Source organism: Streptococcus mitis, from assembly GCF_002096845.1.
Lineage (GTDB): Bacteria > Bacillota > Bacilli > Lactobacillales > Streptococcaceae > Streptococcus > Streptococcus mitis_A.
The window spans coordinates 19,934-44,627 of record NZ_NCVK01000034.1; the positions used below are offsets into that span (position 1 = coordinate 19,934).

The window sequence follows — 24,694 nt, forward strand, 5'->3', positions numbered from 1 at the left end:
AACCTTCTCCTCATGGAGAGAAAGTTCTATTGAAAATTATTTACTTCACATGACTTGCCAATTCTTTTTGAGCTTTCTCGTTTGACTCAGTCTTCTCTTTCAACCATTTTTCACGAGCTTTTTCATACTCTTCTTTAGTGATTGCTTTTTCACCAACTTCAGTGTACTTCAAGTATCCTGAATTTTCACCTTTAAGGCCGGCTACAGAATATGAAGAGCTAAATGGTAGAACTTTTTAAACATATGAAACGGCTGTTTCTTTAGGAGAAGCCATTACTGGAATTGTCAAAGCATTATCAGTCAACCAAGCTTGTGCCACCGCGTATTTTTCATAACGTTTTTGAACATCTTGGTTTTCGCTGTTTGCGTCATCAAGTAATTTTCCATAGTCAGCTAAACCAAGTTTGCTTACTACTGATGCATCTGTGTTTTGGTCAATACCAAGGTAAAGGCGAGTGCTTCCTCCCTTAATGACGAATTGATCCAAGAAAGTAGAAGGATCTTGATAGTCAGGGTTCCATCCTAGCAAGGTATGGATATCCCAGTCTTGTTCTTTAGCCGTTGGAGCGCTAAATGAAATTGGTAAAGCTTCTGCTTGAGTCATTTGTTGTAAGTCTACAACAACATTATCTGAACCCAATACTTTTTCAATTGATTGTTTCAATGATTGAACACGGTTTACAACCGCTGTTGATTCTTGGATAACCAAGGCATCCAAGTGGATTGGGAATTCAACACCTTCAGCTTGTAGGCTTGATTTAGCTTTAGCAAAGACTTCTTTAGCTTTTTCTTCATTGTAAAGTCCATTTTGAGAATCTGCTAGAGACACGTTTGACCAAGTAGAAGAATTTGTCTTAGCCAAGCTATCTTGTACCAATTCACCAAATGTTTTCTTACCAACTTGAAGATTATATGGTGCAAATGTATTACGGATGGCTACTGCAGCTCCATCAGTACCATTTGTTTGAGCTGAGTAAGAATTGCGATCGACAGCAAAGTTCAAGGCTTGACGGAATTCCTTGTTTAGCAATGCTTTCTGAGTAGATGTCTTTTGGGCATCACTTGTTTTGGCAGTGTGGTTATAGGTTGTACGGCCATAATTCAAACTGACAGTTGCAACACCCGCTCCTGGTTCATTAAAGTAAATGTTATCTTTAAAGTCAGCTGCATATTTTTCATATGTAGAACTTGTAGGGAAGATACGAGCCTTGCTATATTGACCATCAGCAAAACCTTTGGCAATGACATCTTGGTCCTTACCATCCCAGAAAGTGAACTTAACGTTCTCAATTTTTACATTTTCTTTGTCCCAGTAAGTGTCATTTTTAGCCATCTCGATAGATGATTTAGGAGTTACAGCCTTCAAGACAAATGGACCGTTATAAAGAATAGAGTTGGCATCTGTTGGGGCACCAAAACCTTCCCCTTTTGAAGTTAAGAATTCTTCATTAACCGGCATCAAAACACCACTAGTTGTCTTGTCATTCCAGAAAGTTTCTGGCTGGTTCAAGGTATATTCTAGTGTTTGATCATCGAGTGCTTTTACCCCGACGGTTGAAAAATCGCTTGTTTCACCCTTAATATATGCTTCTAATCCCTTAATAGAAGAGCTAACGATTGAAAGTCCTTTTGATTTCCCATCTACCGCATGCTTCAAACCAGTGACAAAGTCTTTAGCAGTGACAGGAGCATATTCTTCTCCTTCTGCAGTTACCCATTTAGCATCCTTACGGATTTTATAGGTATAAGTCAAACCATCTTTTGAAACTGTCCATGATTCAGCAATAGAAGGAACCAGATTACCATATTTATCGTTAGCCAACAAACCATCTACAGCATTTGTTGTGATGAATGATGTTGAATCGATATTGCTGACGATATAATCCAAGGTTTCTGGATCTGTTTGATAAACATATTGGTAATCTTTTGCTAGTTTCGCATTATTTGAACTAGTGTTTGAACACGCAGCTAGAACTCCTGACGCTAATAAGGTAGCTCCTGCTACAGCAAGCACTTGACTTTTTTTCATTTCTTCACTCCTCGTAATAAAGTATAAGTCATCATCAATTATACCATAGATTTCAAGAAAAGTAAACGAATTTTCAGAATATTTAGGCTTATTGATACAAAAAATCTGAAAAAGCTATTGACTGAAAATCATTTTCAAGGTATAATAATAAACGTTAAGGCGGTATAGCCAAGTGGTAAGGCACGGCTCTGCAAAAGCTTGATCGTCGGTTCAAATCCGTCTACCGCCTTCTATAACTTGATTTATCAGGTTTCAAATGAACAGAAAGCCCAGTTTAAAGGGCTTTTTTATTTTCTTCTGATGAATACATATAACTTACAAAAATTTTTGGAGCGAATTTGGGACAGACTTCTTTTTAGGAGACAATCTTTTGATACTCAATGAAAATCAAAGAGCAAACTAGGAAACTAGCCGCAGGCTGTACTTGAGTACGGCAAGGCGACGTTGACGCGGTTTGAATTTGATTTTCGAAGAGTATGAAATCAACTGAAAAAGCTTCGTCACACCTGGTGACAAAAGCCTCTAGTTTACTCTGTTTCTTCTTCTATTTCAACTTCGGTAATTTGGACTTTTACCTTGGTAACACGTCCATTTTTCACTTTATCATTAGTTAAGATAAGCTGTTTGTTTTGACTAACTAATTCATAGCTGAGTTTCTCAGTCGTTGGAATGGTCCCAACTCCTGTCAAATAATAACCAGCGATGGTATCAACGTCATCACTTTCCAGTTCAACATCAAAGTAGTCATTGAAGTCATTGAGATTCATAGTACCTTGAACGATATAGGTATCTTCTCCAATTTGATGAACTTCGATTTCAGCCTTATCTGTTTCGTCATCAATTTCCCCAACGATTTCCTCTAGGAGGTCTTCAAGTGTCACCAAACCAGCCATCCCACCGTATTCATCCAGCAAAATTGCCATTTGTCTTTGGGTATTGCGCAATTCTTTTAGCAAGTCATCCACAAAAATAGTTTCAGGAACAAAAAGTGGATCTTGTAAAATTCTCTTCCAAACAATATTGTCAAAACCGTCCACAAAGCCCGCCTTAAGGAGACTCTTGGTGTGAATAATCCCAATCACGTTATCCTTGTCTCCATCATAGACAGGGATACGAGAATAATTTTGTTTTAAAATACTTTGGATGATGGTTTGACTATCATCCTGAATATCGACCATAAAGGCATCTGTTCGAGGAACCATGACTTCTCTGGCCATTAATTCGTCCAGTGAAAAAATCCCCTGTAACATTTCAATTTCGTCAGCATCTAGTGTTTCTTCACTATTTGTCAGCATGTACTCAATTTCATCACGGGTCATTTTTTCGTCAGCATCGTCAAAGGTCATAGGAGTCAAGCGACTCAAGAGATTGGTTGATGCAGACAAGAGCCAAAAAGGGACTAACTAGTTTCCCAAGCCCAATGATAACCGGCGCTGTACGAATTGCCAAGGCATCCTTTAGATTAAGAGCGATTCTCTTAGGATACAATTCCCCAAAAACGATGGAAATATAAGTCAAAAATGCTAAAGATAGAAAACTTGCAACGGCATAAGCTGTTTCTCCATTTCCAAGCCAAGATGCAATTTCTCGTCCCAGAGTTTCTGCCAAACTCGCCCCTGATAAGATTGTAATCAGAGTAATCCCTACTTGAATGGTTGATAAAAAGTGGTTAGGATTTTCTAGTACCTTCAGCAGACGGATATAGCGTCTATCTCCTTCTTCTGCCTTTTGTTCAACCCGCGCACGGTTAAGTGAAACCATGGCCATTTCTGTGGCTGAGAAAAAAGCATTTAACACTGTCAAGATAAACAATAAAACAAATTGTAGCAACAAATTCTGACTACTTGGGTCTTCCATAGTTCTTCTCCTAAAATAGTATCTTATCCTTTATTATATCACAAAATTTAATCCAGTACATATTATTTTTTCTCAATGTCTATTGTAGCCCTGCTTAAACTAGTAAGAAAGAACTCCTATATCTACAAGTGACATAGGAGTTTATCTTATCTTTTACTGAGTAACAGTCACTTCTCCAGTTCGGTAATCCAGTTGAAGCCCTTTTTGAACATTGGGAACTAGGACATTAAATTCCAATTCTCCGTCTGAAGACTTGGCTTCAATCTGTGAAGCTGAAGGAACTAAATCCTCATTCGAAGCATAATAAAGAGTTACACGGTAACGGACACGCTTGGTTTGGTCCAAGGCTTTGCGTACCATACTTTCATAGTAGTTTTGACCAGTCGAATCCTCGGCTTGAGCCTGATTTGCCCAAGCTGTTTGAACAGCAATGTTTTTAGGATTGCTTGTCGAGGCATCAAAACCATCCAAGCCACCGATTAAGGCATAGCCTAACAAGTGACCTCTATCGACCGCATGGGTATAAGTACCCTTTAGATTCTTAACCTGATGCCAGCCTGGAGGAGTCCATGAAGTCGAACCATTCCCAGTTTCTTCACGATTCTTGTACTGACGAGTAGCCTTAGACAAGAGCGCATTAGCTACGGTCGGTACCGTTTCCTTACCCACTGTCTTTGTTTTATTGTCAGCGTAGGGCTTACTTGAAACCTTGGCATCTAGATTTGTTTTATTGCCATTGACAATAAAAGCACCTGAGCCATTCCACTCCAGACTCCCTTTTATTTGACTCTTGACTGCGTCTGTTAAGACACTCTCTGCCAATGCTTGACTAGGAGCTTCAGACGCTTGTTTTTTCTGACTAAGCTTGGTTTTGGGACTATTAGCTGTCGACTGCATCTGCTTGATATAGTAGCTCCCTGCAGATAAAAGCAATAACACTAGCAACCCGATTAGTGTCTGTCTTGTTTTTTTGTTCATATTTCTCCTTATCTTTAAAAAAGGCTGGTCTCCCAGCCTAATTTCCTGTAAATTTATGAATCAATTCCTGCCATTTTGCTGGAGACAGGATGGCCCACGGATCTTGACCCTTGCCCAAGATTCCATAGCCGACCATTAAACCGATTCCTAGGGCTAGAACGCCTAAAATCAGTACCAGAATGACTAAAAGTAAACGCTTGATTACGTAGCTTGATTTCTTATTCATCTTCATCACTTGCCTCAATCCGCTGAATCTTAGCACCTAGCTGTGCCAACTTCTCATGGAAACGGTAGTAACCTCTATCCAAGTGAACCAATTTACCAACTACAGTTTCTCCTTGTGCTACCAAACCTGTCAAAATCAAGGCTGCGCTGGCACGAAGGTCAGTTGAAAGAACTTCTGCTCCCTGCAAAGCTTGTCCACCAACAATACGAGCTGTATCACGGATAATCTCAGAGTGCAAGCCCATGCGACGCATTTCTTCTAGGTGTTGAAAACGATTTTCGAAAACTGTCTCCACCATAGTTGATTCGCCTTTTGCGACGGTCATCAAGGCTGTAAATTGAGCCTGCATATCTGTTGGAAATCCTGGGTGGGGCAAAGTTTTCACATGAACAGCTTTTAGATTTTCTAGTTGAGAGCGAACTCGAATTCCCTCAGTCTCCTCCGTCACTTCCACTCCCATTTCAAGCAATTTAGCAATCAAGGGACGGTTGTGCTCCCAAACAGCGTCTTTAATCAAGACATCACCACCAGTCATGGCAGCAGCCACCATAAAGGTTCCTGCTTCGATACGGTCTTGGACTACATTGTGAGTCGTACCATGAAGTTTCTCAACACCGGTAATGGTAATGGTCTCTGTACCAGCACCCTTAACCTTAGCTCCCATTTCATTGAGGAGAATGGCTAGGTCAACAATCTCAGGCTCACGCGCAGCATTCTCAATCACTGTCACACCAGCAGCCAGGGTCGCAGCCATCATCAAGTTCTGAGTAGCACCAACACTTGGGAAGTCCATGTAGATATGAGCGCCATGCAAGCGATCAGCCTTGGCTTCGATGTAACCAGCTGTCTGACTAATCTTAGCCCCCATAGCTTCTAGACCTTTCAAATGAAGATCAATAGGGCGGCTACCAATGGTACAACCGCCTGGCATAGATACCTTGGCATGACCTACACGGGCAAGAATTGGTCCCAAGACAACGATAGATGCACGCATCTTGCTGACATACTTGTAAGGAGCTTCCTCAGCGATATCGCCAGTCGCGTCCACCTCAACAAGATGAGCTTCTTCATTAAAATCTACCTTGGCATTCAAACCACGAACCACCTGATTCATAGTGAAAACATCTGATAAGATAGGAACATTCTGCAAGACGGTCTTTCCTTCACTTGCTAGAATAGTCGCTGCTAACAAGGGCAAGACTGCATTCTTTGCTCCTTCGATCGTAACACTTCCTACCAGACGATTATCGCCACCTTGAACCACAATTTTTTCCATACCTATTTCCTTTACTCTTGATTTTATAATAATCCTCTAAGCGCTTCTTGCCACAACTGATATAGGCTGATAAAGAAAGAACTCATGATATAACCCATTACAATGCTGAAAAAAGCTACTAGCAAACGAACTTTTCCTGTATTCTCAGCTGTCACTTTTAAAACCTTTTCCCATCTAACAAGATTCTTTAAAAGGTAAAAACTCACATAAATAAAGAGCATGTGACTGCTTAGAGTGAATAATAATTGAACCATTTGACTATTATACCATCTTCTCTGTTTGAGCGCTAGTTTGGAAACTTCACTCAAAAACTAGGGATTGTTTTTCAAGTAATCAATTGCATCTTGTAGGGTTTTAACAGGCACGATTTTCATATCTGTCTTGATTGTTTTAGCTGCTTCCAGGGCTGTTTGGTAGTTGTTTTTCGCATCCGGATGCGCTTTTTGTTCTTCTTCGCTAACAGGGTTATCAGGGGCAAAGAAAATAGCAGCACCTTCTCTAGCCGAAGCTACAACTTTTTTATCAACACCTCCAATGTCCCCCACATTCCCATCGCGGTCAATAGTTCCGGTACCGGCAACGATACGGCCATTACGAAGGCCAGGGTCAGCTATTTGGGTATAGATGGCCAGACTAAACATGAGACCAGCACTTGGTCCGCCGATACCAGCTGTTGAAAAGCGAATTGGGACATCACTGGTCACTTCTGTACGGTCAATCAAGCCGATTCCAATCCCATTTTTGCCATTTTCTAGAGTAATAATTTTTCCTTCTGCAGATTTGGTTTGCCCATCCTCTTCATAGGTTACTTTGACAGAGTCCCCTAATTTTTGAGAATTGACATAATCAATCAAATCTTTGGAACTGTCGAAGGTCTGATCATTGACTGCTGTGACCGTATCAGAGATGTTGAGAATCCCTTTAAAGGTCGAATTATCTGTCACAGTCAAAACATAAACCCCAAGATATTTTAGTTCAATATCCTTACCAGCTGTTTTTAGCCCTTGATACTTGGCCATGTTTTGTGATGTTTGCATGTAGAATTGATTGATCCGCATAAATTCAATATCGGAAGATCCACCTGTAGTCTCCTGAGCACTACGAATATCTGTAAAAGGCGTCAACCAAGCATAAATCATATGGGCTAAAGTGGCATGCTGGACACCAACCGTAACGAATTGATAGGCCCCAGCTTCCTTATCTTCTGTGTCATTTACTTTAAGGACTTGGCGAATATCTTCCGAACCACCTGGAACCTCTATATAGTAGGGCAAGGGCACTACAAATGCCAAGAAAGTTGCTATCAAGGCCGCAATGACATATAAGGGCCATCTAATCTTTTTTTTCATTTCTTATTTCCTCCAAAATACTATCAGGAACATAGCCGGCAATATCCTGACCAAACTTCAAAAGCTCTCTAACACCGGATGAACTGAGATAGAGATGTTCAGGTCGACTATGTAAATAAATGGTCTCTATATCAGGAGACAGCTGATGGTTGTAGTAATCAAAACTGGCTTCATATTGCAAATCCGACGCATTTCTCAAGCCACGCACTAAGAAAGTAGCCCCCAGTCTTTTTGCGACATCAACCACCAATTCATCATGAGAAGACACAACTTCAACATTTTCCAAATGTTTCAAAGCCTCTTCTAGCCCTCGTTTACGATTTTCGATAGGGAGAAATCCTTGTTTGTGGGGATTAAAAAAAATACCGACATAAAGCTTATCAAAGAGTATGCTCGCCCGTTCAATGATATCCAGATGCCCATTTGTCATCGGATCAAATGAGCCTGTAAATAAGCCAATCTTATCTGACATAGACTGTCACCTTACTAATTCCATAAATCTTTTCCTTCCAGATGCCCAAGCAGGCAATTTCTTCTGGAAGTTCAACGGCCTTATCCGTCTCACACACGACCATGACATCTTCAGAAAAAAGGTCTCTCTCAGCCATTTTTTCAATATCTGCTACGATTTGTTCCTTGGCATAAGGAGGGTCTAAGAAAATGAGGTCAAATTCCCCAGATACCTGTTCCAATGCCCTTTCTGCATCCATCTTGAGGAGTTGAAATTTTCCAACTTCCTTGCTCATCTGAATATTTTCAGCCACGATAGCCTGAGCCTTACGGTCTCGTTCCACCAAAACAGCGCTCGACATACCACGCGATACTGCCTCGATAGATAAACCACCACTACCTGCATAAAGGTCCAAGACTCGCCCCCCTTCAAAGTAGGGACCAATCATGTTAAAAATGGCTCCCCTAACCTTATCCGAAGTAGGTCTTGTCGTCTTGCCTTCTAGTGTCTTGAGGGGACGTCCCCCATAGATTCCTGATACGATTTTCATACCGTTTATTATACCAAATTATGGGCGAAAAGAGAAAGAAAATCGAACCTTGCGGTTCGATTCTCTACAAAATATTTTCGTAAGTATCACGGACTTCTTGAGGCCAAACACTTGTTTGCACTTCTCCGATGTGTTTCTTGCGAAGTAGGAACATAGCCATTCGAGATTGTCCAATTCCTCCACCGATTGTCAATGGGAATAGGCCATTCAATAAAGACTTGTGCCAATCCAATTCCAAGCGGTCTTCATCACCTGTGATGGCTACCTGACGGCGAAGGGTTTCTTCATCTACACGGATTCCCATAGAGGACAACTCAAAGGCTCCACCTAAAGACTCATTCCAGACAAGAATATCGCCATTTAGACCCTTGTAGCCATTTTCAGACTCACTTGTCCAGTCATCATAGTCTGGTGCACGGCCATCGTGCGGTTTACCGTCTGGTAATTCACCACCGATACCAATCAAGAAGACTGCTCCAAATTCTTTACAGATAGCATTTTCACGTTCTTTCGGTGTCAAGTCTGGGTAGCGTTCTACCAACTCTTCTGTATGGATAAAAGTGATTTGTTTTGGCAAGATTGATTCGATGTCATAGCGGGCTTCAACAGCTAGCTCAGTAAGACGAATAGCCTTGTAAATCTTCTCAACTGTTTCTTTTAGATAAGCGATGTTACGCTTACCATTTGGGATAACTTTTTCCCAGTCCCACTGGTCAACATAAACAGAGTGGGTCGCATCAAGCGAATCTTCGTCTGGTCGAAGGGCCTTCATGTGAACAAAAAGACCTTCACCCTCACCGAAACCAAAACGAGCCAAGGTATGGCGTTTCCATTTGGCAAGGGAATGTACCACTTCATAAGTAGCATCAGGGATTTGGAGAACCTTGACCGATACGGCATTCTCAACACCTGATAAGTTGTCCTGCATCCCGTCACCGACTCTACTCAAGATAGGGCCTTGAACTTCGACGACTTCTAGCTTGTCTTTCAAATACTGGGTAAAAGTGTTTTTGACAAAGGAAATTTCTTCTTGTTGGTGGATAAAACTTTTCTTCATAAGCTACTCCTCAAAAATTTAATTAAAAGCATTATACACCTATTTCCAAGAAAAGAAAAGAGAAATTTTAAAAAAAAATCAGTGTCATTCAAAACACTGATTTCATAGACCTTTAGTCATTACGACCGAAGATACGTAGAATACTTAGGAAGAGATTGATAAAATCAAGATAGATACTGAGAGCCATTGACACAACCCAACCTGTCGCTACACGACCTTGTGATTGTTCATAAGCGAGACGAATCCTTTGGTTGTCCCAAGCAATCAACCCTGAGAAAACCAAAACCATGGCTACGCTAATCATATAATCAAAGAAACCGCTAGCCAAGAAAATATTAACTACCATGGCAATCAGCAAACCGATAAGAGCCGCCATCATAGCCCGACCAAGACCACTCAAGTCTTTCTTGGTGAAGATACCAACTGCCGCCATGACAAAGAAGAGAAGGGCGCTCGATACAAAGGCAGATAAAACTGTACCCGGAGTATAGAAGGCCACCACAAAACTGAGGGTAAAGCCGTTTAATACTGAGTAAAGTAAAAATAATGGAAGAGCCGCTGGACTATTCTTTGAAGCCATACTGCTGGCAACGAAAACCAAGGCCAACTCCGCAAAAGTAGCAATGGTCAACCAGAGACGCCCCTGCATCAAAAAGTAAACCAACTGAGATTGAAAGACCGTCAACATAAGACCTGATACTAAAGCGGATAATCCGATCCCCAGACCAACAAAGGCATAAACCTTAGCGTAAAATTGATTGAGACCTGCACGGTCGTGAATAATAGTGTGATTCATCTTTTCTCCTTTTCTATGAATGTCTTTCCTTGATTATAACAAAGAAAGTTAAAATTAGCTTAAATGGAAAATTAAAATACCGGCTGCAACGGCAACATTCAAACTCTCCGCCTGCCCCTTCATACTAATGTGGACCAACTGGTCTGCACTTTCAGCCATGAGGGGACTAATTCCTTGACCCTCATTCCCCATGACTAGTACAAAATTTTCTATAGGAGGCAGTTCTCTGTAATCAACAGAATCTTTAGATAGGGTTGTTGCCAGCACTGGGATACCTGCCACTTTGGTTTCCTTAAGAAGCGCTTGAGTCGACATCCGATAAATAGGCAGATGGAAATGACTGCCTTGCATGGAACGCAAGGTCTTGAGACTGTAGATATCTGCCGACTTATCTGAAACAATCACTCCTGTAAAGCCTGCTGCATCCGCAGTCCGAATGATAGTTCCCACATTACCAGGATCTTGCACATCTTCCAAAAACAAGAACTTGCCCTGACTAAAATCAACTTGTCCTACTTCTTCTTTTTGAACCACCGCAACAATGCCCTGTGGAGTCTGAGAATCCGCCAAATCTAGCAAAATATCCTCTGACACCCAGACAGTTTGCGGAAAAGCAACTAACTGTTCTCGATAACTTTCTAGGGCAAAGATTTTCTCAATCGTCACTCCAGCTTGGACAGCTTCTTCAAACAAGTGCCAGCCTTCAATCAAATAGGCAGACTTGCGGTATTTTTTTTGGTGTAATTTCTTGGCATTTTTTACCACAGAATTGGCTTTTGAGGTTATAATAGTCATAGAAATATTATAACACAATCAAAGGGGTTTGGTATGCAAAAGGTTAGAATGATTGCCCAAGGCAGGGTGCAGGGAGTCGGCTTTCGTTGGGGTGTTTATAGCTTGGCACTTGAAATTGGTGGCATCACAGGTCGGGTATGGAATAACGACGATGGCACAGTGGAAATTTTAGCCCAAGCAGACTCATCTGCTATCATGGCAAAATTTATCCAAGAAATCCGCAAAGGACCCACACCTTTTTCAAAAGTCAGCTACTTGGATGTCAAACTAAGTAACTTTCCTCCTTACCCTGACTTTAAAATCGCAAATTAGGTCTCTAGAACTATTGTATATTTTGTAAAAAAACAGTAGAATAGAAAGGTATAATTTTTAAAGAAGGAATAAAAACAGTGAAATCTATTAAACGTTTTGCACTCTCGGCTATGGGAGTGGCTATGTTGCTTGTCTTGACTGGCTGTGTTAGCGTCGATAAAGCCACAGGAAAGCCAATAGGATTTATTTGGAATACGATCGGAGCGCCTATGGCTGAAGCTATCAAGTACTTCGCTACTGATAAAGGTCTAGGCTTCGGTGTCGCTATCATCATCGTAACCATTATCGTGCGCTTGATTATCTTGCCACTTGGTATCTACCAATCATGGAAGGCAACGCTTCACTCTGAAAAGATGAACGCTCTCAAGCACGTCCTTGAGCCACACCAAACACGTCTCAAAGAAGCAACGACTCAAGAAGAAAAACTCGAAGCCCAACAAGCTCTCTTTGCCGCTCAAAAAGAACACGGCATCAGCATGTTTGGTGGTGTAGGATGCTTCCCTATCCTCCTTCAAATGCCTTTCTTCTCTGCAATTTACTTTGCTGCCCAACATACTGAAGGGGTTGCTCAAGCAAGTTACCTAGGAATTCCTCTAGGCTCTCCAAGTATGATTTTAGCTGCCTGCGCTGGTGTCCTTTACTATCTTCAATCACTCCTTTCACTTCACGGAGTAGAAGATGAAACGCAAAGAGATCAAATCAAGAAAATGGCTTACGTGAGCCCAGTCATGATTGCCGGCTTCTCCCTCATCTCACCAGCTAGTGTCACACTTTACTGGGTTGTCGGTGGTTTCATGATGATTCTCCAACAGTTTATCGTCAACTATATCGTTCGTCCAAAACTTCGCAAAAAAGTCCGTGAAGAACTAGCCAAGAACCCACCAAAAGCACGTTCTTTCTCAACACCAAATGGACGAAAAGACGTTACTCCTGAACAACCAACTGCTATCACAAGCAAGAAGAAACACAAAAATCGCAACGCTGGAAAACAACGTTCGAGATAAAGCTGCGTATATTATCCAATAATTAAAAAACGAATGAATGATAAATAGTTTTCATCAACTAGATATCATCATTCGTTTTTATTATCTACTGTTACATCTTATACTAGTCGAAAATGTTAAATAGTTTAAAAACTCACATATAAAAACGATTCAATCATAAATTAACAAGTAACTCACTATGATTTAATACAATTGAGAGTTATTAAAACTTCTGCTCCCGCGTCTCTATTTCTAAGTTCAACTCGGCCTTTGTGTAGTTTTGCAACTCTACATACAAAACTAAGTCCAATACCATAATGTTGCTCTTTAACCGATCTAGCTTTATCCATACGATAAAAGAGCTTCCCAAAATTAGTTAAAACTTCCTCTGGAAATTCAGAGCCATTATTCCATATACCTATTTTCAATTCTTTCGCCTCTTGCTCTACCCTAATTTTAATTTTAGGATTCTGTTTATCTGCATACTCCAAAGCATTTGTTAAAATATTTTGTATGGCACGAATCAGAAGAGATGGATTTATATAATAGTTTTCAGTTCCTTTCACATTTTTTTCAAAAGAAAACTTCATCTGATTTTTTATCAAAAAAGAGACTTCTTTCTCTAACTCATTGATAAAATCTGAAGAGGAATACTCCGTCCAACCTGTCTCATCATCATAATAGGTTTTAGAGTAGTGAATCAATTGATTGAAATAATCTAGTAACTGTTGACTAGCTCTTTCTATATCTGCTAAGCATTCTTGAGATTGGTCGTTTTCAGTTATCGCCTGCAAAAATTCCACATTTCCCCTAATAATGGTTAAGGGAGTCTTTAAATCATGAGAAGCTGCTGAAACCTGAAACATCAAATCTTCTTTCTGTTCTTTCTCATCAACTATTAATTGTCGAATTCTATCTTGCATCACAATAATCCGATTTCCTGTCTCACGAAATTCTTTAACCGTTAAACTTTCTGTACATTCCTTCTCCAACCACATACTATTTTCATAAATCAAAGTCATTTCATAACTCAGTTTTTTCAACAATTTTCCAATGTGATAACTTATTAGAACAATCAATAAAACACAAATATATATCCATGATGACACATTGAAAAAAATTGATAGAACACCACTATTGTTTAGAGGTTTCCCAACTTCATTTATTTGTATAGATACTGAAGCTAAGGGAATAAGATAGGCCATTAGTAAGCCAAGACTAAACTGCCAAATAATTCTCCAACAGGTTTCTCGAATTAATTGTCTAAAACTTTTGATTCTACCCATTGATATCCTCCACCGTACAAGGTTTTAATTGGATTTAATTGATAAGGTTTCAGCTTTTGACGAATTTGATAAATATACTCTGAAACCGAACGTAAAAGCGCTTCTGAGCTTTGTGGATATAGATAATTATAAATTTCCTCAATAGAATATATTTTACTTGGGTTGCTTGCCAAAAGATTCACTATGTCAAATTCTCTCCTTGTCAGAGCAATCTTATCATCGTTTACAAATAGTTCCTTACTATCCGTATATAGTATAAGCTTCCCAATCTTTATTTGATGAACATTTCCTTTAATCCGTTCTTCACGACGCAAGTGCATTTTAACACGTGCTAACAATTCTTGCATACTAAAGGGCTTCATAATATAATCATCAGCACCTGCATTAATTCCAGCTACTAAATCTTCATCCATATCCTTGGCAGTTATAAAACAGATAGGAACAGTTATCTGCTCGCGAATCATCTGACAGATTTCTAAACCACTAACAGGCATCATAATATCTAATAAAATCAAGTCAAAGCCTGTAAAATCACAAAGATCAATCTCTTCTATCTTATTTCGTATGACTACTTCATATTTTTCATATTCTAGTACTTTTTTATTAGGCGAAGAATAGCAAGATCATCATCTACAACCAAAATTTTATAAGCCATAACTCCCCCTCCTGAATATATTATAGCACTACCTGAGAAAAAGACAGGATATCCCCTGTCTTTAGCGTACATTTTTTCCTATAAGTATCAATGTAGCAAATAGAAAAACAATTAATAACCAAACTATTTGTATCCCTAAGCCTTGCCACACTGGATAATAAAGAGACAATGGATAGGTATAAAAACAATTCATACTAGCCAGTAATGGTAAATTTCTAAAAAAAGAACTGAATTGTAATAACATTTGTCCCAACCCCAATAAAAGGGATAAACTGATTCCCAGAATTAAGATAAAAGACTGGGAAATAAATACAAAAATACCACTTAAAAGAGAGAAGATTAGAATAGAAATACAAGCTGGAAATAGAATTGTTAGAACATGTTTAATATTACTCAAAAGATTGATATTGTAGTAACCTTGCGCGATTAGTATGCATAATAATATTACAGCAACCAATAATACAATTTCCATACATAATACAATAGCTAGTTTACAGATTATAAATTTTAAACGATTTGGACATGTAAGAAAACTGGTACGAAGGCTTGAACCTGTAAATTCTTGACCTATAAATAGAACCGCTAGACTAATGAAACCTGCCTGTCCTAAATAGAGACTTTGCAGTAGCTGTTCCAAAACAAACTGTAAGGTCAACTGGTCTGGCTTACTATTTAAAAAAATAACCATCGCCGGAACACACAGTAATAGAGCACCTATAATCAACCAGTGCCAAGGATTCATCATAAACTTGAGATATTCACTTTTAAGTTGTTCTTTCAACTTATTCACCTCCTCCAATATCTGACTTAAGTAAGCGGTAAATTGCTAAAGCCAAGAATAAGAAGTTCCAACAAAGTAAAAATAAAATATTTTGTGCACTATTATGTTCTAAAATTTGAGGAGATGTAGCAATCAATCCTTGCCCCAATGCAACTGGAAGAAATTTTGCAGCTGAGATATAGTTTGCTAAGAATATTCCTAAATTGTAGACTTGGGGAAGCAAAAATAATAGAGGAACAATGGCTGTTTTAAATGTCAAAGCCATAATATAGGCCAGAAGTCCCAACAAAGTCCAAGCTATACTGGCTAAAAATATATAGAACCAAACTCTCCCATTTAGTGAAAAAAGCAATAAGCCATCTTGTCCTAAAACATAATGTGTCATGTTAATCGTAAGGAATATTGATAGAAAGGAAATGAAAAAAGAAAATACAAGCCAAACTAATGTTTTTGAAACTAGGAAAGTACTTCGATTTGTAATAGAGAGGAGACTTGTACGAATAGCAGAGCATTTATACTCCTCGGCTCCGTAAATTGAGCCTAGGATAATCATAATAAAAACACCAAATAAAGTGACATCAAAACCTAAAAATTCAATAGGAGGTATAGCTTCTGCTAATTCTGGATTTGTCTCTGGTGTAGCATGGATACCAACTGAAACAATTTGAGAAGCACCAATATTTGCTAAAAACGTTTGAAATACCAGTATCAAGAATAATACAACATGAGTAGCTCTCTTATAAAGTAATTTCAATATTTCAGAATGAAGAGAGTAAATAAGTGCCATGTTACTTTCCTCCTTCTGTTAAACTAAAGAAGACTTCTTCTAGTGAAGAAAGATTTTTCATCACTTCTTGTAAAGTCCCTTTTATAAGAACTTTTCCTTTATTTATGATAACTACATCATCTGTTACTGCTTCCACTTCCGATAGTATATGAGATGATAGCAAGACTGTCTTCCCTTCTTGAGCTTGTTTTTTTATAAACTCTCTAAACCACCGAATTCCTATTGGATCCAACCCATTAGTCGGTTCATCCAATATCAGATATTGAGGATTTCCTAATAGAGCTGTTGCAATTCCCAAGCGTTGTCCTTCTCCTAATGATAATTTCCCAATTTTAGATTTTTTCTTATGACTAATATCCACCATATCCAAGACTTGCTCAATTCGCTGACTGGATATCCCATTACTAGCAGCAACAATTTTCAAATGCTGATAAACAGTCCGATCATCAGGAGCACCTACACTGTCAAATGAAGCTCCTACAGTCTTTAGAGGAAATTTTAATTCCTTATAAGTTTGATCTCCAATTTTGGTAAGACCAGATGTTGCTTTGTCTAATCCTAATAAAATACGTAATGTTGAACTTTTACCAGCTCCATTTGGACCCAGGAAAGCAGTCACTCTACCTGCTTTTGCTTCAAAAGAAATATCTTTTAAAATTTGAGTTTGCCCATATGACTTACATAAATTTTTAATGGTAATACTTTGTTCCATCATGTTCTCCTATTCTATTTAATATTTCTAAAAGTAACTATATCTTACATATTCTTTTTCGGATTTTTTTCAGAATTTAGAGAGTAAAAAAGATTTAATAGTCAATGAAAATCAAAGAGCAAACTAGGAAGCTAGCCGCAAGCTGCTCAAAACAGTGTTTTGAGGTTGCAGATGGAAGCTGACGTGGTCTGAAGAGATTTTCGAAGAGTATTAAATTTTGTTTCATTCAATTATCTAGATTTGTGTAAACTTAAAAGCCCGATGTTTCCATCAGGCTTCTTTTTTATCCATGTACACGTTTCATATAGTCTTGATAACTTTCGGTATCCATTAGTTTTTTAGCGTTCTTGACGCGGTCTGCTGTTGGGGGTTTAACCCCTTCGAGCGAATAAGGGATTCCCAATTCACGCCACTTGAACTCACCCATGGTGTGATAAGGCAGAATTTCAAACTTATCAACATTTTTGAGGGTCTTGACGAACTTACCAAGTTCAATCAAGTCATCGTCTCTATCTGTCAATCCTGGAACTAGCACGTGGCGAATCCAGACAGGTTTTCCAATATCTGATAGATACTGGGCACAAGCCAAGATATTTTTATTGGTTTGGCTGGTAACAATCTTGTGCTGTTCTTCGTTGATTTCCTTGATATCCAAGAGAACCAAGTCAGTAACAGCCATGAGTTTGTCAAACTTCTCAAGGTAACGTGGTTTATTACGGAAAGGCAGGGCACAGGTATCCAAGGTACAGTGGATTCCGTATTCTTTGGCCTTGGTGAAGAAGGCAATCAGGAAATCAATCTGCAATAGAGCTTCTCCTCCACTGACTGTAATACCACCCTTATTCCCCCAGAAACCACGGTAGCGCAAGGCCTCTGACAAAACATCATCTACCGTCCGTTCACGTGATTTGTTGGACTCCATCGCCCAAGTATCTGGGTTGTGGCAATACTGGCAACGCATGTGACAGCCCTGCAAAAAGACAATAAAGCGAATACCAGGCCCATCTACTGACCCAAAGCTTTCTGTCGAATGCACCATTCCTGTCACTTGTCCATAATCAATTGTTTCTTCAGACATATCGTTACCTTCCTTGAAAACGTTTTATAGTTTTATTATATCACGACTTGAAGGAAAAACAAGATTTTTGCCTATTTTTTAGAAAGCAATCTGTTTTTCAATTTCATTTTCAATTAATTCTCAGATTATTCTTCAAAATTAAAACCATACAAGGTTGCAAAGTAGTCCTCAGGGCGCTCTGCACGGCGGATTTGACGGGCTTTGCCTTCTTCGGTATAGAGGATTTCCGCAGAACGAAGTTTGGCATTGTACTGGTAGCCCATTGAAAAACCGTGTGCACCTGTATCATGAATTATCAGCAAATCACCGATTTCTGTATGAGGCAGTTCGCGATTCACTGCAAATTTATCATTGTTTTCACAGAGTGAACCGACCACATCTACCACTTCAGCTGGTCCATCTGGATGGGTCATGTTAGTAATATGGTGGTAGGCTCCATACATAGCTGGACGCATGAGGTTGACTGCTGATGCATCCACACCTAGATAGGTACGGTAAGTTTTCTTCTTATGAGTGACTCTTGTGACCAAAGCACCGTGAGGGGCTAGCATAAAGCGACCCAATTCGGTAAAAATCTTGACCTGACCAAGACCTGCTGGCGTAAGAACTTCTTCATAAACCTTACGAACTCCCTCACCAATCAAGGCGATATCGTTCGGCTCCTGGTCTGGACGATAATTGACACCAATACCGCCAGAAAGATTGATAAAGTCTAGCGAAATGCCCAACTTTTCCTTGATTTCAACAGCCAATTCAAAAAGCTGACGAGCCAACTCTGGATAATAGAGATGGGTGACGGTATTGGATGCTAGGAAGGAGTGAATTCCAAAGGTCTTGGCTCCTTTTTCCTTCAAGCTGGCAAAAGCTTCAAAGAGCTGGTCCTTAGTCATGCCAAACTTGGCTTCTCCAGGATTGTCCATTATGTCTGTCCCTAGCTCAAAAACGCCTCCAGGATTGTAACGACAAGAGATGATTTCTGGAATTCCTGCTGCTCGCTCCAGATGTTCAATATCTTCAAAGGCATCCAAGTTAATGGTCGCCCCCAATTCACGCGCATAGGCATATTCCTTGTCTGGCGTGTTGTTTGAAGAGAACATAATCTCAGAACCAGGGAAATTCAGTTTATGGCTCATCAAAAGTTCCACATAACTAGAGCAGTCCACACCGCAACCTTCCTCTTGGAGAATTTTTAAAATAGCTGGTGTTGGAGTAGCCTTAACTGCAAAATATTCCTTAAAGCCCTTGTTCCACGAAAAGGCTTGGTTGACGGCTCTTGCCTTCTCACGAATCCCCTTCTCATCATACAAGTGAAAGGGAGTCGGGAACTCGGCAACAATCGCTTCTAAGTCTTCTTTATTGATAAATGGTGTTTTCATAAGCTTCCTTCTATTCTATTTGCAAAGAAAGGCTGGGACAATCGTTCCAACCTTTAGTTCTATCTCTTATTTATCTTCGTCAAAGATATTGCCAACCTCAACATCGATGGCTTGGTTCTTGACATCAATATTGGTTACCTTCAAGAGTGACTTGTAGTCAAACTGCTTTTCACGTTCTTCTTGGGCATTGTCTGCAAAAACCGCTACACCTGCCAATTCTGAATCAAACTCACGCAAGAGGCTGATCATCCCGTTGACAGTTCCGCCACCTTTCAAGAAGTCATCCACAATCAAGACACGGCTGCCTGCCTTGAGACTACGTTTTGAAAGGAACATTTTCTCAATGCGGTCACCACTTGAACCTGATACATAGTTGACGCTGACAGTTGAACCTTCGGTAATTTTCAGGTCACGGCGCACAATAACAAAGGGAACATTGAGGACATTGGCAACTGCATTTGCAAGTGGAACACCCTTAGTCGCTACTGTCATAACCGCATCAATTTTTTGGTCCATAAAGCTCTTGGCAATAATACGACCAATATTTTTCAAGATAGCTGGTGTGCTAAGCAAATCAGACAGGTAGATATAACCACCTGGCAAGATACGATCGCTTTCTGACAACTTGGCACGCAAGTCCTCAACCATTTCCTTGGCATCGTGACTTGAGATTGATGGTGTGAAGATGACACCCCCACCAGCCCCAGTCACTGTCTGAATATGGCCGATTTCAATTTCTTCAAAGGCGCGTTTGATAATCACGATATCTTCTGAGATGGATGATTTAGCAGATTCATACTTTTCAGCAAAAGTATTGAGACTAGTTAGTTTATAAGGATTATTAATCAAATAGTTGGAAATGACAACCATCCGATCACTTCTTCTTAATTTCATTTCTATTTCCCATTTCATTTTATTTTGATATTTTATCTATTATACCATATTCACATAAAAAAACGAACATTCTTATCCTAAAAAATGCTCATTTTTCTTAAATTGTTAATCTAAATCTGGTTTATAGAAGGAACGATTGTCCATAGCGAAGATTTTATTGGTCATCTCTCCCTTATCAACCAAAGCCAAAGCTGTTGACATCATCATCATGCTAGCATCCAGATTATCAATCATATGGATAATCTCTGCCTCCATGATACGTGGACGGACTGGACTTCCATACTCAAGTAAGCCGTGATGACTGAGGATGACGTGACGGAGCAAAACGACTTCTTCCTTGGTGTCATCGATGCTGAGTTCCATAACTGTCTTAGTAATTTCACTATCAATCAGAGCGATATGTCCAAGGAGATTACCTCGCACTGTATACTCCGTCTGGTCTGGTCCCGTCAACTCGATGACCTTAGCCAAGTCATGCAGCATAATCCCCGCATAGAGCAGGCTCTGATTGAGCTGAGGATAGACTTCGCTAATAGCATCTGCCAAACGCACCATGGTCGCCGTATGATAAGCCAAGCCTGTTTCAAAGGCATGGTGATTAGTCTTGGCAGCTGGATAGGAGTAAAATTCCTTATCATACTTGGTGTAGAGCTTTCGGACAATCCGTTGCCAGACAGGATTTTCAATTTTGAAAATCATTTGCGACATATAGTCACGGATTTCCTTGACATCAACTGGTGACTTGACCTTGAAATCAGCTGGATCATTGGGTTCACCAGGTTGAGGCAGGCGGAGAGTAATTTGATTGACTTGAGGAGTGTTGTTATAAACTTCTCGGCGTCCTTTCATGTGGACAACCTTACCTGCGGTAAAGGCCTCAATGTTATGAGGTTGGGCATCCCAGAGCTTCCCATCAATCTCGCCACTATCATCTTGGAAGGTAAAGGCTAGGTAGTTTTTCCCAGCTCGAGTTTGCCTCAGGTCAGCTGACTTGATTAGGTAAAAGCCTTCAAACAGCTCATCTTTTTTCATGTGACTAATCTTCATATTCTTCCTCATTTTCTTGGAAATGGAGTAGATCAAGCGCAGGCTCACCTTCTGACAACTCAATGTGACGGAGCGTCCGCTCGATAGCTGTAGTGCGACGGTTTAATAGTTCATCAATATTGCCAGAGGCATGTTGGAGGTGTTTTTGTGCCTTGATCAGAATCCCACCAAACTTGCCAAACTCGGTCTTAACGCTAGCAAGGGTCTTGCTGATATGGTCAGCACTCTTTTGGATATTAAGGGTTTTGAAGCCAACTGATAGGGAATTGAGGAGGGCTGATAGGGTACTTGGACCTGCGACAATAATCTGCTCCTCCCGTCTCAAATCATCAAAGAAGACAGGATTGCGGACGATTTCTGAGTAGAGCCCTTCTGTCGGAACAAACAAAACTCCAAAATTGGTAGTCCGAGGCGGTGCTATGTACTTGCCCTTGATATCCTTGGCAAAGCGCTTGACGCTTGCTAAAAGCGATTTACGACAGCGTTCGATCTCGTCCTTGTTACCCGCATCATAGGCTTCTTCTAAGCGGTAATAATCTGCCAGTGGAAACTTAGAGTCAATTGGTAGGTAGACGTATTCCTGGTCGCCTTGTCCGGGCAACTTGATGGCATACTCCACTCGTTCACTAGAGTTTTCAACCGTTGCGTATTCTCGTTCATACTGGGCAGGGGTCATGATATCCTCAATAATTTGCCCCAGTTGCAATTCACCCAGAATTCCTCGTGTTTTAGTTCCAGAGAGAACCTTGTTGAGGGCGCCAACATCACGGGCAACTGTCTGCATTTCTCCAAGGCCACGATTGACAGACTCCAGTTGTTTGGAAACTGTCTCAAAGGAAGCCTGCAAGCGTGTCTGCAAGGTCTTTTCTAACTTTTCCTCGACCGTTTGGCGCATTTGTTCTAGACGTTGCTCATTTGATTCCTGCAAGGCTTGGAGACGTTGGTCGGTCTTATCTCTGGTTTGGAGGAGATTATCTGTCATTTCTTGACGGACCTGAGTCAGACCTTGGTGCAATTCCATTCGAACTTCTTGCAAACGGTCGCTGACAGCCACTTCCAAATCTTTTTGATCTAACTGACTGGCTTGCCTGGCTTGTTCAAAACGGTAATCCAACTGGTCTGACAAGTGATCTGCCTGATCCTCCAAGCTCTTGGTCAGATGTTTTTCCTGCTTAGTCTGCCTTTGCCAAATCAGAAAGAGGCCAGCCAGATTGGCAATCAATAATAGAACAAGTAAACTTTCCATCCTACCTCCTGTCCTTGCTATGCAGCACGACCACATAACCATCCGGGCAAGTCACCGACACTTCCCTATCTATATATTCGTTAGAAGCGTACACTTTTTTAAAGAAAAAATTTTCCTCTGTCAACTCATACTTGGCTCCGAGAATGGTCAGCTGGCTATCCCGAACTGGCATAAAGGCAAGATAGTCGTAGTCTGAACGAGGTTCTAGCTGACTGGTCCCTTCTGGACAATAGGCAATCAAATTTTGCCCATCTTCAATCGCTATCTGGCGCATATAGGGTGCTAATTTGGGATTGCTAGGTAAAAAGACATTGGCCAGCATATGGTCAATACGTCCACCCAAAGCGCCGAAAATAGTGACCTGAGCCTGAGGATTGTTCTTAAAGATAGTCAAGAGAGCCAATTCCAAATCAGTATCATCCTTTTCTGGTCGGGCTTGGACAAAATGCTGGGCACTTTTTTGAATCACCTGCCACTCTTCTTCCGTCACAGAATCAAAATCTCCGACTGCTAGAGCAAGAGGCAGATCTTCTTCCAAGACCCAGAGCGAGCCTCGATCCACACCGACAAAAGCATCAAAATCTGTCCGATAATGGCCGCGGTCTCCGCCTGCAAAAACGGCAACCTTAGTCCAGTTGTTTTCTGAGAGTTTGTACTCGCTCATTGACTTCTCCCTTAAAGACATAGGAACCTGCTACAAAAACGGTCGCACCAGCTTCTTTAGCTTGAGCAATAGTTTGGTCATCAATCCCACCATCCACTTCGATTTCAAAGTTCAAACCTTTTTCATCACGAAGAGCAACCAACTCACGAACCTTATCCATGGTTTCAGGCAGAAAGGCTTGCCCACCAAAACCTGGGTTAACTGTCATGACTAAAACTTGGTCAACTAGATGAAGGACGTGCTTAATCGCCTCAACAGGCGTACCAGGATTGATAACAATAGATGGCTTGACACCGAGTGAACGAATTTTTTGGAGGGCACCATGAATATGAGGCGTTGCTTCCACATGGATACTGATGATATCTGCTCCCGCACGCGCAAAGTCTTCCAGATGATGCTCTGGATTAGCTACCATCAAATGGCAGTCAAAGACCATCTTGCTATGAGGTCGAAGACTCTCGACCACACCCGCACCAAAACTGATTTGCGGTACAAAATGACCATCCATGATATCGATATGGGCATACTCTGCCCCAGTTGCTTCTAGACGTTTGATTTCACGTTCAAAGTTGGCATAATCTGCTGCCAGAATTGACGGAGCAATCTTGTATTGAGACATAGGTTTCTCCTTATTTTGGAATTTTTTTGCTGACTTTTTTGTAGGTTTCTCTACGATTTTCAATTTCACTGAGGAATTGCAGGTAGTTGTCAAAACGGAAGGACGCAATGGTACCCTCTTCTACAGCAGGCTTAACTGCACAGAACGGCTCATGGGTATGGGTACAAGTACGGAATTTGCAGTCTCGACTGACAGTAGCAATCTCTGGGAAGACCTGATTGAGGTCTTCCGCCCTTGATACTTCATAATCCAGTGATGAAAATCCCGGTGTATCTGCGATTTTACCTCCATTGAGATTATAAAAACTAACTGCTCGAGTAGTGTGGCGCCCGCGACCCAGACTGTCTGAAATTTCTCCTGTTTCAAGATTGAGGTCTGGTGCGATTTTATTGAGAAGAGTTGATTTCCCAACACCTGTCTGCCCCATAAAGACTGTAATCTTACCTGTTAACAAAGGCAAAAGTTCCTCCTTACTGGTCACAAAATCATAACCAATAGCACCATAGGTTTGTTGGTAAAAATCCAGTTCTCCTCTATCTTCCAGCAAATCCATTTTAGAAATATAAATGATAGGATGGATGTCCTTGTGTTCCAAAAGAACTAAGAACCGATCCAGCAAATTGCTGTTAAAATCAGGTTCCTTGACAGACATGATCACCACAGCTTGGTCAATATTGACAATGGGCGGACGGACCAGGCTGTTTTTCCGTTCGTGAATCTTGAGAATATAGCCTTCTGAATTTTCCTCCGCAGAAAAGTCGACCAAATCCCCAACGTAGGGAGTATGCCCTTTTTTACGGAAATTCCCACGCGCGCGTGTTTGATAGACCTGGCCATCACTCTCTACATAGTAGAACCCAGCCAAGGCTTTAATGATTTGTCCCTGCATT

General features: G+C 40.6%; 24 protein-coding genes, 1 tRNA gene and 3 pseudogenes. 3 read left to right on the forward strand and 25 right to left on the reverse strand.

The features are described from left to right. Window positions 1–40 precede the first annotated feature (40 nt). A pseudogene (locus tag B7695_RS06530) lies at window positions 41–2,029 on the reverse strand (peptide ABC transporter substrate-binding protein). 158 nt (window positions 2,030–2,187) lie between these two features. Here B7695_RS06530 and B7695_RS06535 point away from each other — a divergent pair. Continuing rightward, window positions 2,188–2,258, forward strand: a tRNA-Cys gene (locus B7695_RS06535). A 298-nt stretch (window positions 2,259–2,556) separates the two neighbouring features. Here the strand turns inward: B7695_RS06535 and B7695_RS06545 are convergent. The 11 genes and pseudogenes from B7695_RS06545 to B7695_RS06600 all read right to left on the reverse strand — a co-directional run bounded on the left by B7695_RS06545 (window position 2,557) and on the right by B7695_RS06600 (window position 11,364). Beyond that, window positions 2,557–3,886 (reverse strand): annotated as a pseudogene (locus B7695_RS06545) (hemolysin family protein). A 153-nt stretch (window positions 3,887–4,039) separates the two neighbouring features. Next, window positions 4,040–4,864, reverse strand: coding sequence for a DNA-entry nuclease EndA (gene endA, locus B7695_RS06550; protein ID WP_084890563.1), 825 nt, complete (start codon window positions 4,862–4,864; stop codon window positions 4,040–4,042). Between the two features lie 37 nt (window positions 4,865–4,901). Then, window positions 4,902–5,090 (reverse strand): DNA-directed RNA polymerase subunit beta, encoded by a 189-nt coding sequence (locus B7695_RS06555; RefSeq protein ID WP_025170734.1) that lies wholly within the window; start codon window positions 5,088–5,090, stop codon window positions 4,902–4,904. Then, entirely contained in the window at window positions 5,083–6,366 is a 1,284-nt protein-coding gene (gene murA, locus B7695_RS06560; protein WP_084890565.1) for a UDP-N-acetylglucosamine 1-carboxyvinyltransferase, read from the reverse strand. Before murA ends, B7695_RS06555 begins: the two co-directional genes overlap by 8 nt. 23 nt (window positions 6,367–6,389) lie before the next feature. After that, window positions 6,390–6,620, reverse strand: coding sequence for a DUF1146 family protein (locus tag B7695_RS06565; protein WP_000250399.1), 231 nt, complete (start codon window positions 6,618–6,620; stop codon window positions 6,390–6,392). A 57-nt stretch (window positions 6,621–6,677) separates the two neighbouring features. Next, complete coding sequence (locus B7695_RS06570) at window positions 6,678–7,715, reverse strand: SepM family pheromone-processing serine protease (RefSeq protein ID WP_084890567.1); 1,038 nt, start codon at window positions 7,713–7,715, stop codon at window positions 6,678–6,680. Then, a complete protein-coding gene (gene coaD / locus B7695_RS06575) occupies window positions 7,699–8,187 on the reverse strand; it encodes a pantetheine-phosphate adenylyltransferase (protein WP_084890569.1) in 489 nt (162 codons plus the stop codon). The genes B7695_RS06570 and coaD overlap by 17 nt, the downstream gene beginning before the upstream one ends. Further along, window positions 8,177–8,716: a 16S rRNA (guanine(966)-N(2))-methyltransferase RsmD gene (gene rsmD / locus B7695_RS06580; RefSeq protein ID WP_084890571.1), complete on the reverse strand. Its 540-nt coding sequence runs from the start codon at window positions 8,714–8,716 to the stop codon at window positions 8,177–8,179. The genes coaD and rsmD overlap by 11 nt, the downstream gene beginning before the upstream one ends. 64 nt (window positions 8,717–8,780) lie before the next feature. Then, window positions 8,781–9,773: an aspartate--ammonia ligase gene (gene asnA, locus B7695_RS06585; RefSeq protein WP_084890573.1), complete on the reverse strand. Its 993-nt coding sequence runs from the start codon at window positions 9,771–9,773 to the stop codon at window positions 8,781–8,783. A 112-nt stretch (window positions 9,774–9,885) separates the two neighbouring features. Further along, on the reverse strand, window positions 9,886–10,569 hold the full coding sequence (locus B7695_RS06595; RefSeq protein WP_084890577.1) for a Bax inhibitor-1/YccA family protein: 684 nt from the start codon (window positions 10,567–10,569) through the stop codon (window positions 9,886–9,888). Between the two features lie 54 nt (window positions 10,570–10,623). Further along, complete coding sequence (locus B7695_RS06600) at window positions 10,624–11,364, reverse strand: TrmH family RNA methyltransferase (RefSeq protein ID WP_084890579.1); 741 nt, start codon at window positions 11,362–11,364, stop codon at window positions 10,624–10,626. Window positions 11,365–11,397: 33 nt separating this feature from the next. Here B7695_RS06600 and B7695_RS06605 point away from each other — a divergent pair, with 33 nt between their 5' ends. After that, entirely contained in the window at window positions 11,398–11,676 is a 279-nt protein-coding gene (locus tag B7695_RS06605) for an acylphosphatase (RefSeq protein ID WP_001174612.1), read from the forward strand. 77 nt (window positions 11,677–11,753) lie between these two features. Further along, window positions 11,754–12,680 carry a membrane protein insertase YidC gene (gene yidC / locus B7695_RS06610; RefSeq protein WP_084890581.1) on the forward strand — a complete coding sequence of 309 codons (927 nt, stop codon included), beginning with the start codon at window positions 11,754–11,756 and terminating at the stop codon, window positions 12,678–12,680. A gap of 176 nt (window positions 12,681–12,856) precedes the next feature. On the opposite strand, the gene B7695_RS06615 is transcribed toward yidC, so the two are convergent. The 13 genes and pseudogenes from B7695_RS06615 to rsgA all read right to left on the reverse strand — a co-directional run bounded on the left by B7695_RS06615 (window position 12,857) and on the right by rsgA (window position 24,693). Then, on the reverse strand, window positions 12,857–13,945 hold the full coding sequence (locus B7695_RS06615; protein ID WP_084890583.1) for a sensor histidine kinase: 1,089 nt from the start codon (window positions 13,943–13,945) through the stop codon (window positions 12,857–12,859). After that, a pseudogene (locus tag B7695_RS06620) lies at window positions 13,915–14,600 on the reverse strand (response regulator transcription factor). The gene B7695_RS06615 and the pseudogene B7695_RS06620 overlap by 31 nt, the downstream one beginning before the upstream one ends. A 61-nt stretch (window positions 14,601–14,661) precedes the next feature. Beyond that, a complete protein-coding gene (locus B7695_RS06625) occupies window positions 14,662–15,381 on the reverse strand; it encodes an ABC transporter permease (RefSeq protein ID WP_084890585.1) in 720 nt (239 codons plus the stop codon). Window position 15,382: 1 nt separating this feature from the next. Continuing rightward, window positions 15,383–16,168, reverse strand: coding sequence for an ABC transporter permease (locus B7695_RS06630; RefSeq protein ID WP_084890587.1), 786 nt, complete (start codon window positions 16,166–16,168; stop codon window positions 15,383–15,385). 1 nt (window position 16,169) lies between these two features. After that, window positions 16,170–16,880, reverse strand: coding sequence for an ABC transporter ATP-binding protein (locus B7695_RS06635; protein ID WP_084890589.1), 711 nt, complete (start codon window positions 16,878–16,880; stop codon window positions 16,170–16,172). Between the two features lie 283 nt (window positions 16,881–17,163). Next, window positions 17,164–17,958, reverse strand: coding sequence for a pyruvate formate-lyase-activating protein (pflA, locus tag B7695_RS06645; protein ID WP_084890591.1), 795 nt, complete (start codon window positions 17,956–17,958; stop codon window positions 17,164–17,166). Window positions 17,959–18,083: 125 nt separating this feature from the next. Further along, on the reverse strand, window positions 18,084–19,334 hold the full coding sequence (locus B7695_RS06650; protein ID WP_084890593.1) for a diaminopimelate decarboxylase: 1,251 nt from the start codon (window positions 19,332–19,334) through the stop codon (window positions 18,084–18,086). Between the two features lie 66 nt (window positions 19,335–19,400). After that, window positions 19,401–20,228, reverse strand: a complete 828-nt coding sequence (purR, locus tag B7695_RS06655) for a pur operon repressor (RefSeq protein ID WP_004238844.1) — start codon at window positions 20,226–20,228, stop codon at window positions 19,401–19,403. A 105-nt stretch (window positions 20,229–20,333) separates the two neighbouring features. Then, window positions 20,334–21,275: a 3'-5' exoribonuclease YhaM family protein gene (locus B7695_RS06660; RefSeq protein ID WP_084890595.1), complete on the reverse strand. Its 942-nt coding sequence runs from the start codon at window positions 21,273–21,275 to the stop codon at window positions 20,334–20,336. After that, window positions 21,265–22,521 carry a DNA recombination protein RmuC gene (locus tag B7695_RS06665; RefSeq protein ID WP_192855745.1) on the reverse strand — a complete coding sequence of 419 codons (1,257 nt, stop codon included), beginning with the start codon at window positions 22,519–22,521 and terminating at the stop codon, window positions 21,265–21,267. The genes B7695_RS06660 and B7695_RS06665 overlap by 11 nt, the downstream gene beginning before the upstream one ends. 1 nt (window position 22,522) lies before the next feature. Continuing rightward, window positions 22,523–23,185, reverse strand: a complete 663-nt coding sequence (locus tag B7695_RS06670; RefSeq protein ID WP_084890599.1) for a thiamine diphosphokinase — start codon at window positions 23,183–23,185, stop codon at window positions 22,523–22,525. Continuing rightward, window positions 23,148–23,804, reverse strand: coding sequence for a ribulose-phosphate 3-epimerase (rpe, locus tag B7695_RS06675; RefSeq protein ID WP_084890601.1), 657 nt, complete (start codon window positions 23,802–23,804; stop codon window positions 23,148–23,150). Before rpe ends, B7695_RS06670 begins: the two co-directional genes overlap by 38 nt. Before the next feature lie 10 nt (window positions 23,805–23,814). After that, window positions 23,815–24,693, reverse strand: a complete 879-nt coding sequence (rsgA, locus tag B7695_RS06680) for a ribosome small subunit-dependent GTPase A (RefSeq protein ID WP_084890603.1) — start codon at window positions 24,691–24,693, stop codon at window positions 23,815–23,817. Window position 24,694: the final 1 nt, after the last annotated feature.